Raw genomic sequence first — 9100 nt, 5'->3', positions numbered from 1 at the left:
TTTGTCGTCTTTCTGTTTCTTTTCCTTCTGAAACCCGATGCACATGCTTTCCATTCGTTCCTGAATCATCCGCTGGTTCTGGCTTTCCTATCTGTGGCCCTCAGTTTTCTGATGGTATCGAACCTGCGCATGATATCGCTGAAATTCAAACACTACAGGCTAAGCGGAAATGAAACAAGGTATCTTCTTCTTGTTTCCGGGCTGGCTCTTATTATCTCGCTTGGAGCAGCCGGAGGAATGATTGCCATGCTGCTTTACATTCTTTTATCGGTTCTTTTTCCTCCGGAAAGCTGACACCTTATTTTTCCGGCACTGAGCCTTGTTCCTTTTTTTCAAATTGCTTCAGCACGAATTGAATAAGCCAGAAACTGACCAGTATCATTGCCGGCCAGCTAAGCAACCATAAAATTTCAGGAATGTATTTCATTGCGGTCCTGGTTTAATAAACATGAGTATTTTCATTGAGTTCGGCTGTATCAACCTTCTTTTTGTTGATGGCACGCCATGCATAGATCATATAAGCGGCCACTGCCGGCAAAAGGAACGAGACAAACGTCATGGTTTTGAGAGTATATAAGCTCGACGAACTGTTTTCAATGGTGAGGGAACTCTGGAGATCATAAACCGATGGATAGAAAGCGGTGTGATTGTATCCGGCAATCAGAAAAAGGGCCAGCACGGTGAGAATAACCCCGGGGCCCGCAAACCAGATGCTGTTTTCGCATGCCTTGATTAAAGCCCGATAGGCTCCCAGCAGAACAAGGACAACCCCCAGCAGGAATGTCAGGCCCACCACCGGCATCTGCAACAGATTGTGCAGGTATTTAAAGGGTTCCATAAAAACTGTTTTGGTCACGGGATCATAGGCAAAACCTTCCCTGGTGAGCAACAGAACAACGAACAATACGAACAGAACCAGGAATGGAACAGCGTTGTACCACAGGTGTCGCCTGGTGCGGAGAAGTATGCTTTCTTCACCTATATTTTTTAGGAAATACATAAGGGCTATTGTGCGGGCCAGGAAAAACACCGTAAGTCCCAGAACAACATTCTGAACGTTCAGGATGGCTTCCAGTCCGTGCCAGGGAGTCTCCCACTGGGAAATGACCGGATTTCCCGGATCGGTAATATTCAGTTTGTTCACCGAGAAGAGAGAACCGGTAAAAAAAGTGCTTACAGCAGTTCCCAGCAGGATAGTACCCACCAGCCCGTTAATAAAGAGAAAAACCTCATAGACTCTTTTCCCAAGGAAGTTGTTGGGTTTGGACCTGTACTCATACGAAACTGCCTGCACCGTAAAGCAGAAAAGAATGGCAATCCATACCCAGTAAGCACCGCCAAAACTTGTCGAGTAAAACAAAGGGAAGGAGGCAAAAAAGGCCCCTCCGAAAACAACCAGGGTAGTGAAGGTGAACTCCCACTTGCGCCCAAGGGTATTTACCAGAACGGCCCTTTCCTGTTCAGTCTTTCCCAGCGTATAAATGAGGGTCTGCCCCCCCTGTACAAAGAGCAGAAATACGAGAATGCTGCCCAGGGTGGAAATAAGAAACCACCAGTAATGCTGAAGAAAAAGATAATTATTTAGCATGGTCTGTTCCTCCGTCTTTAGGTCCTATTTTAATTTGTCGCACCATGATGCCGACTTCGGCAATCAGCAAAGCGGTAAATATTGCAGCAAACATCCAGAAAGTAATCTGAACCGTGGATGAATCGATATGCGAAACAGCGGCAACAGTAGGCAGGTAGTCCTGGATGACCCAGGGCTGACGGCCGAGTTCTGCCACAACCCATCCGAACATCGATGCCAGATAAGGCAAGGGAAGTGTTAATAAGGCAATCCACAACAGCAGCTTCTTTTTCTCCATCACATTTTTCAGCGAAAACAGCAAAATAAAAATGAACAGGAGGAAGAAGTAAAAACCAAGCCCGACCATGATCCGGAAACTGTAAAAAGTCAATGGTACATTGGGAATAATGGAATTGACATTGTTCAGAAAACTATACCCGAAATACCGGAAATATTGATCAAGGAATTCCCGGCTTTCGAACTGGGTACGAAGAACATTTGCCTTTGCCGTATCGCCATTTTCCTTTGCCAGCTTGTATTCTCGGAGGGTCTCGCGGGCTATCCGGCCCCGGTTGATTTTTTCCTGGGCAGAAAGGATATTTTGTTTTTCATTCCCACGAATCAGATCATGAATTCCAGGGACAAAGGCATCGCCCCGGTAATAGGTCATATAAGAAAGGAGCCTTGGAATTTCAATGGTCGTCCCTGCATCTTTCAGTCCGGAACTGTCAGCCCCGGAATTAAAAAATGCAATGAGGGCAAGCGGCGCACCCTGCTGCCCTTTGTACAGTCCCTCCGTGGCAGCAAATTTCATGGGCTGATACCTGGCTATTAGACGGGATGAGCCATCACCGGTTAAAATTACATAGATTGAGGCAAGTAATCCGAAAACGGACGCCATCAGGATGCTTCGTTTGGCCATCCAGATTTCCCGTCTTTTCAAAAGGAACCAGGCACTGATGGATACAACAAATACCGACCCCACAATAAACCCCGAAGAAATGGTATGCAAAAACTTGTTTATGGCAACAGGCGAAAACAATACTTCCCAGAAACTGATCATCTCGTTGCGGGCCGTGTCGGGATTAAAATGCATTCCGGCCGGATACTGCATCCATGCATTGGCAACCAGAATCCACAGGGCCGAAATATTGGCCCCGAAAGCTACCAGCCAGGTTGAAAGCAGATGCACCTTTTTGCTCACCTTGTTCCACCCGAAAAACATGATGGCAATAAACGTTGACTCAAGGAAAAAGGCCATAATACCCTCAATAGCCAGCGGGGCCCCGAATATATCACCCACAAACCAGGAATAATTCGACCAGTTGGTACCAAACTGAAACTCAAGAATAATACCGGTAGCTACCCCTATGGCAAAATTGATCCCGAAAAGGGTCATCCAGAATTTTGTAAGCCGCTTCCACTCCTCCTTTCCCGTCTGCACATAAATGGTTTCCATAATGGCCAGAAGAAAGCTCAATCCGAGCGTAAGTGGAACAAACAGCCAGTGATACAAAGCCGTCAGGGCAAACTGCCCACGCGACCAGCTAACCAGCGAAAGATCAAGATTATCTATCATAAACAGTCTATTTGGTTAATTGCTCAATCACAAAATTGCTCCGCGCCCTGTCATCCGGAAAGTTCTTTTTCAGAAGATCAGGGAAAAAAAACAATTTCAAAACAAAAAAGAATATAAAGAGCTTGATCAGAATGATGATCCAGAGTTTCTTGCCCACTGTCATTCCCCTGAAACCATCATAATAAAAACGGAAAACCCTCACCGGTAATGAAATAAGCGATTTCATACTTCCTAAAATTACACAAATTTCTGTTCGAATTTTTTGTTCGTTGTTTTTTTGATTTATTACTGGTATTCAACATCTTACAAACCACCATCTGTTGGACACAAAGCTTTTAGTATTCCGGTATAAAAATACTAAAAAGTATCTGAACTATCTGAAAAAACACAAAATCATCCCCACCTGCAGCATTTCTAAAAGATTTCGTTTAAGTTTGCCTGCTACATCATCAAAATTGTATACGGTGAAAAAATTTTCTTTTATAGCCCTTATTTCAGGCTTGTTTATATTGCAGGCCTTTCCGCAGGAAGATTTGCGGATGAAAGGATTTCAATCGATTACTGAGGAAGCTGTAAAACAGCAGTTATTTTTTCTTGCATCCGACTGGATGCAGGGGCGGGCTACAGGGACGGAAGGCGAATATATGGCCGGCGATTATATTGCTTCCATGTTTGGCCTTTATGGAATCAAGCCGGCAGGCGATTATACCGAACTTCTGCGGAATAGCCGCAATTCTTCTTCTATGGGCCAACAAAGGGAAAGAGGATTCTTTCAGAAAATGAATCTTATTGAATATCAGCCTGGTGCAACTCAGGAACTTTCCTTTTCCGATAAAAAGAAAGGAGTGCTGATACCATTGACCTGGAAAACGGATTTTGATGCAGAGACCGGTGATCTTCCCGCGGACATTACGGCTCCCATCGTTTTTGTCGGGTATGGCCTGGCTATGGACTCCCTGGGTTACAATGACTTTTCAGGAGTGAACGTACGGGGTTGCATAATCCTGCGAATGCCGGGATATCCGGGATCACATGATACTTCTTCAGCCGCATGGAAAAAATTTCATCCCCGCGACCGGTATGGTGAATACATGCTGAATCGCGCAAAAAATGCCACAGCCAAAAAACTGGGAGCAAGGGGGATTATGGAAATCAGCTTCACGAATGATTTTTCAGACAACTGGGCAGCCAACGTCCCATTCAGATTTCAGAACCGATTTTACGAAGGGAAAGATGATCCGAACGAGTTTTACAGACACCGCATGAAAATACCCGGAGATACACTGGACCCGGATCCGCCGGTTATCATGCTTTCCCGGCGCGCCATGAATTATGTTCTTTCTTCTGCAGGGATCGATCCGCTTGTATTGAGGAATCAGCTTACTGCAACGATGAAACCGGCCTCACGCGAGCTTACTTCGCTTACTGCCCATCTCAAAACTTCAGTAAACAGCCATATTGTAAAGGCTCGGAATGTAATCGGCTGGATGGAAGGAGAAGACACAACACGAACCATTGTAATCGGAGCCCATTACGACCATCTCGGAACCTGGAACGGATACATATTTAACGGAGCCGATGACAATGCATCGGGCACTGTTGCCGTAATGACTCTGGCCAGAGCATTTGCCGCATCCGGTATTCGGCCAAAGTATTCCATAGTTTTCGCCGCATGGACAGGAGAAGAAAAAGGACTTCTCGGATCTTATTATTACGTTTCACATCCCTTCAGGCCTATTGACAAAACCTTACTTTACGTGAATTTTGACATGATTTCCCGGAATTCGCCGGATGATTCGCTCAGAAACCAATGCACAATGAGCTACACAAAGGCCTATAAGACCCTTGAAAATACTGCATCAGAAAAGGTAACAGATGTGCAGATTGGTCTTAATGTTGCTTTCCGGCCTTCGGAAAAACCGCGCGGCGGAAGTGACCATACACCTTTTGCCGAAAAGAATATTCCCATCATTTATTTCATGGCAGGATGGCATGATGAGTACCATACCCCGTATGATCATGCCGAAAAGGCCGACATAAGAAAAACAACTGAAATTATTCGCCTGGCCTACCTTACCATCTGGGACTTTGCTACAGGAAAGGATATCAGGCAGGAAGAAAACAGAAAGAACTAAACCCAAATTCGTCAATTGAAAAACTCAATTGACGAATCGATTAACAAAATCTAATCAGATTTTATCAGTCGGGGACTGCCTCGATAAGTCAATAGAAACAAGTTGTTTAAATATTTTTTGTGTTTCTATTGACTAATCTCGGCTAAAAAGATTGAGCCGAAGCAGGTTGTTATAAAACATTTTGCTATCTTCGAAATTGGTTTATTTTTGAACCCACTAACCAGAATAAACTACTGACTAACTAACCAATTATTCCTACTCTGAGGCTGCCTCCTGAACGGGGCAGCTTTTTTTTGCCCTTATGACAACCAGAAAGGATCTGAGCATATTAATGTGACGGCAAAACATGGCTGAATCAATCATCAACAGGCTGTTCAGATGTCCTGCAATATGGAATTATAAAAAACTACTTTCCAAAATATTTCTTCAGTCTGTTTTCAAATACCTGGTTATTCCTCTGGTTGATTTCGGCAGTAAAGTTGTTAATAGCCTGTATTCTGCCAAGTCGGGTTTCAGCATCAAGACGTGAATCATCGCTGAAGACAATCTGTTCGACCCGGTACCCCCTTTCGTCCAGCGACATAACAACCGCAGCGTTGTATTCATCCATGATGATTACGGCAGGAAGACGAAATGCCGAAAACTGGGTTACCGATTTCATTACCATGGTGCGGATATAGGAAATTTGCACCTTGCCAAGATAGGGAGATCCCAACAGCAGACGGATCAGATCAATTTCAGCCTTTTTTCGGAAGTTTTTCTTTTGCTCCATTTTTTCATAATCCCTATCGGATGTATTAAGAAAAGCTGAAATCATTTCCTCCGGAATTCCGGCAAGAACTTCTGCTTTCCCCTCATGCTGCTGAAGTCTGTATTCCTTAATTGCATATTTTTGATTATCAGGGGTATAGTATTTCCATTTCCGGGTACGTTTCCATGTTTCCGTAGCAGGACGTGGCCGCCATTTTGTTTCAGGCCTTTTCATCAAGGGAGATTTCAGATCCAGGTAACCTGTTTCGAGCGCATACTGCAGGCAACGAATAAAATGGACATATCCGCCTCCGAGGCTCTCATGCAATGAACTCCAGAGTGTTACAGGACGGGCGCTCTTTCCTGCCGTATCAGATGGGATGCCGGCACCGGCCTGTTTCTGAAGAAAATGCACATATCCGTTATCCAGACCAACCGGCAGCAATGTTAACTGATCCTGATGACTGCCCTCCAGGAGGTTCTGTGCATGGGGAAGATCCTTTGTGTTCAGCACAATAGTTGAATCATCCGAAAGGAAGATGTAGAGCTCATAGTTCCCGCTCCACCGCATTTCCCTGATGGCCGGCCGGTTTATCATATTCTGACCCGGACTGCTGTAGATTGCCAGAAACATCAAAACACCGGCAAAAACTGTTTTTCTCATTCGATGCATATACCTTTTGAACAGGCATGGACACGATTCCTGCATTCCTGCAACTTACTTTCAGCACGAACCAGCATGCCGTTAATACGGCATGAAATTAAAACAAATCAGGATCGCATAAGGAAAAGTTATTGACAACTCAAGAAAATAACACAGATGAATTCATTCGGTTCTGCCAGACTCCTTTTTTTGCCCTGGCATTTCAGCGCAGAAGGTAAACAAAACCGGTCTGACGATGAGTATTTTGCGGGTCGAGCGATTCAATAATGTAATAATAAATGCCCTCCGGCATTTTAACTCCGGCAGCATTCCGTCCGTCCCATGAAGGAAATTTTGATTCGGTTTTGTAAATGAGCAGGCCATAACGGGTAAAAATGACAAAACGGTAAAGAACCTCTCCGCCGACAGGAATTTCGAGCAGGTCATTCAATCCGTCTTCATTCGGGGTAAACACGTTGGGCACATACAGGCTTTCACTCACGTTGATCAGGCGCATGGAGCTGTCAGTACAACCAAAATCGTCGGTTACCTTTAAAAAAACCCTGTAAATTCCCGTTGAATCAAAAACATGAACTACATCGGAAGTTGTATCGCTACTATTATGGTCTGAAAATTTCCACTGATAGAAATACAATGCTGTATCGACAGGCTGTTGCAGTGAATGAAACGAATAAACATAGCTGCCCTGAGTGGATGAGTCAGTATACTGGAAGTTGGCAATTGGAGAAGGCCTGACCTGAATATACTTGTTTTTTCTTCTGATGATGGTGTCATTTACCGTAACTGTGACTGTATAGGCACCTGGTTTCTCATACAGCACAGGAGCAGGGTTAATTTCCTGGCTGGCTTTCCCATTCCCGAAATTCCACCGGACTTTCGGAGAAGTTAACGAGGTAAAAAGTGTAAAACGGACAGATAATGAATCACAGCCCCTTACCTGTGAGGCTGTAAAATCAACCTGACAGAAAGCCGGCGATGAAAGCAGGATAACTATGGCACTGAATACAAAACGAAATACGTTTTTCAATTTATCAGCATTAAGTTATACTTGATCCGGCGCCATAAAGATAGGAATTTACCCTAACCCCTGTTATAGTTTGTCTGTCAATTTTTTAACAATTCTGAACTCTGCAAGAAATTCACCTGCCAGCACACGCAATACGGTATAGGTGGGCACGGCGGCGATCATTCCCGGAATCCCGGCAACGGTGGCACCGGCCAGAATGACGAGAAAAATCTCCAGCGGATGCGCATGAACACTTCCGGAATAAATCAGAGGCTGAAACACCAGATTGTCAATCAGCTGAACTGCAAGAAAAACTACCAGCATCCAGAACAGATGAAGAGGAAGGGATTCCGGGGGAAGAACCTGCAACTGGCTGACTGCACCGATAAACAGACCAAAGCATATGCCAATCAGAGGACCTATATAGGGAATCATATTCAATATCCCGGCAAAAAGGCCTATCAGCATAGCCTGGGTGAGAGAAAGCCCCACAATTAACATCCCCACCGTTACCAGAATGCTTACGGAAACCACCTCCAGGAGCAAGCCGGCAAAATAGCGTAACAGAAGTTTTCTGATGGACTCCATTGCCCGCTGTACTTTAGGCAATACCTGCTCCGGTATCATTGCATACAGGTAATTGATTCCCAGGGTTTCCTCTTTCAGGAAAAAGAAGGAAATGAAGGTAACAGAAAAGGCAGCAATGGCAGAATTTCCGATAAAGCCCGTCAGAGACGAAAAAATTCCGGATACTGTACTCATATTCAATATTTTGCCAAGCTGACTGGCCAGAAACTCCTGTGCCGAAAATCCGGTAACAGTTATACCCAGTAACCTGGCCCCATCCTCCTGAAACTTTACCAACGGGGCTGATAATCTGAGCAATAATTCGGAAGAATTAACCGAAGACAGGTTTTTTGCTTCTGTAATAACAACCGGAACAAAGAGATAAAAGAAACCAAAAAGAAGGGCCCAGACAATCAGAAGGTATATTGCCGCCGCAACAAAGGCCGGTAGATGCCAGTTTTTATAAACAGGTTTCTGGAGAAAACGCACCACCGGACGGCCAATCAGAGATACTATTCCGGCAAGGAGAACATAAAGCAAAATTGTTCTGAAATACCAAGCCAATAGAAGAAGTAGAATAAATATAATAAAATAAAATATATACCTTTGTTTATTCATAATAGCTCTCCTACTTATTAATTTTTTCTGTTCAATTGTGAATTTTATTGAACAATAAATTTCTTGCAAACCGGGTAACCATCAATTTTTATCAAATATAATCCTTTTTTCAAAAAGGAAATGTTTATTGTTTCTTTACCATTATTACCAGATGCAGCATTTATTGTTTTACTTAAAACCTTATTTCCAGTATAATCATAAATTGAAATGACAT

General features: G+C 44.0%; 9 protein-coding genes. 2 read left to right on the top strand and 7 right to left on the bottom strand.

All coding sequences use genetic code 11. The annotated features are described in order from the left end of the window. Window positions 1–294, top strand: a 294-nt coding sequence (locus GX419_06910) for a hypothetical protein (GenBank protein ID NLI24415.1), incomplete at its 5' end; no start/stop codon positions are given. Between the two features lie 145 nt (window positions 295–439). Here GX419_06910 and GX419_06905 read toward each other — a convergent pair. Genes GX419_06905 through GX419_06895 form a run of 3 tightly spaced genes read right to left on the bottom strand, consistent with a single transcriptional unit; the run spans window position 440 to window position 3372 of the window. Further along, window positions 440–1588, bottom strand: a complete 1149-nt coding sequence (locus tag GX419_06905) for a cytochrome d ubiquinol oxidase subunit II (GenBank protein ID NLI24414.1) — start codon at window positions 1586–1588, stop codon at window positions 440–442. After that, window positions 1578–3146, bottom strand: coding sequence for a cytochrome ubiquinol oxidase subunit I (locus tag GX419_06900; protein ID NLI24413.1), 1569 nt, complete (start codon window positions 3144–3146; stop codon window positions 1578–1580). The genes GX419_06905 and GX419_06900 overlap by 11 nt, the downstream gene beginning before the upstream one ends. A 7-nt stretch (window positions 3147–3153) precedes the next feature. Further along, on the bottom strand, window positions 3154–3372 hold the full coding sequence (locus tag GX419_06895) for a DUF4492 domain-containing protein (GenBank protein NLI24412.1): 219 nt from the start codon (window positions 3370–3372) through the stop codon (window positions 3154–3156). 238 nt (window positions 3373–3610) lie between these two features. Between GX419_06895 and GX419_06890 the strand changes: the two genes are divergently transcribed. Beyond that, window positions 3611–5281, top strand: a complete 1671-nt coding sequence (locus tag GX419_06890; GenBank protein NLI24411.1) for a M20/M25/M40 family metallo-hydrolase — start codon at window positions 3611–3613, stop codon at window positions 5279–5281. A gap of 406 nt (window positions 5282–5687) precedes the next feature. On the opposite strand, the gene GX419_06885 is transcribed toward GX419_06890, so the two are convergent. The 4 genes from GX419_06885 to GX419_06870 form a co-directional block, all read right to left on the bottom strand. Beyond that, the gene (locus GX419_06885; GenBank protein NLI24410.1) at window positions 5688–6695 is read right to left on the bottom strand and encodes a hypothetical protein; all 1008 of its coding nucleotides are present in this window, start codon (window positions 6693–6695) and stop codon (window positions 5688–5690) included. A 202-nt stretch (window positions 6696–6897) separates the two neighbouring features. Further along, window positions 6898–7722 (bottom strand): T9SS type B sorting domain-containing protein, encoded by an 825-nt coding sequence (locus GX419_06880; protein NLI24409.1) that lies wholly within the window; start codon window positions 7720–7722, stop codon window positions 6898–6900. A 63-nt stretch (window positions 7723–7785) separates the two neighbouring features. Then, the gene (locus tag GX419_06875; protein NLI24408.1) at window positions 7786–8832 is read right to left on the bottom strand and encodes an AI-2E family transporter; all 1047 of its coding nucleotides are present in this window, start codon (window positions 8830–8832) and stop codon (window positions 7786–7788) included. Window positions 8833–8930: 98 nt separating this feature from the next. Further along, the coding region (locus GX419_06870) for a T9SS type A sorting domain-containing protein (GenBank protein NLI24407.1) at window positions 8931–9100 on the bottom strand (170 nt) is incomplete at its 5' end.

It is taken from the genome of Bacteroidales bacterium, from assembly GCA_012517825.1.
Lineage (GTDB): Bacteria > Bacteroidota > Bacteroidia > Bacteroidales > JAAYUG01 > JAAYUG01.
Note: the sequence above shows the minus strand (reverse complement) of the source record. Positions and strands in the feature narration are given on the sequence as shown.

Excerpts from the sequence above, each read along its gene's own strand:
- GX419_06885 (NLI24410.1), bottom strand. The coding sequence starts at position 6,695 with ATGAGAAAAACAGTTTTTGCCGGTGTTTTGATGTTTCTGGCAATCTAC.
- GX419_06905 (NLI24414.1), bottom strand. The coding sequence starts at position 1,588 with ATGCTAAATAATTATCTTTTTCTTCAGCATTACTGGTGGTTTCTTATT.
- GX419_06895 (NLI24412.1), bottom strand. The coding sequence starts at position 3,372 with ATGAAATCGCTTATTTCATTACCGGTGAGGGTTTTCCGTTTTTATTAT.
- GX419_06900 (NLI24413.1), bottom strand. The coding sequence starts at position 3,146 with ATGATAGATAATCTTGATCTTTCGCTGGTTAGCTGGTCGCGTGGGCAG.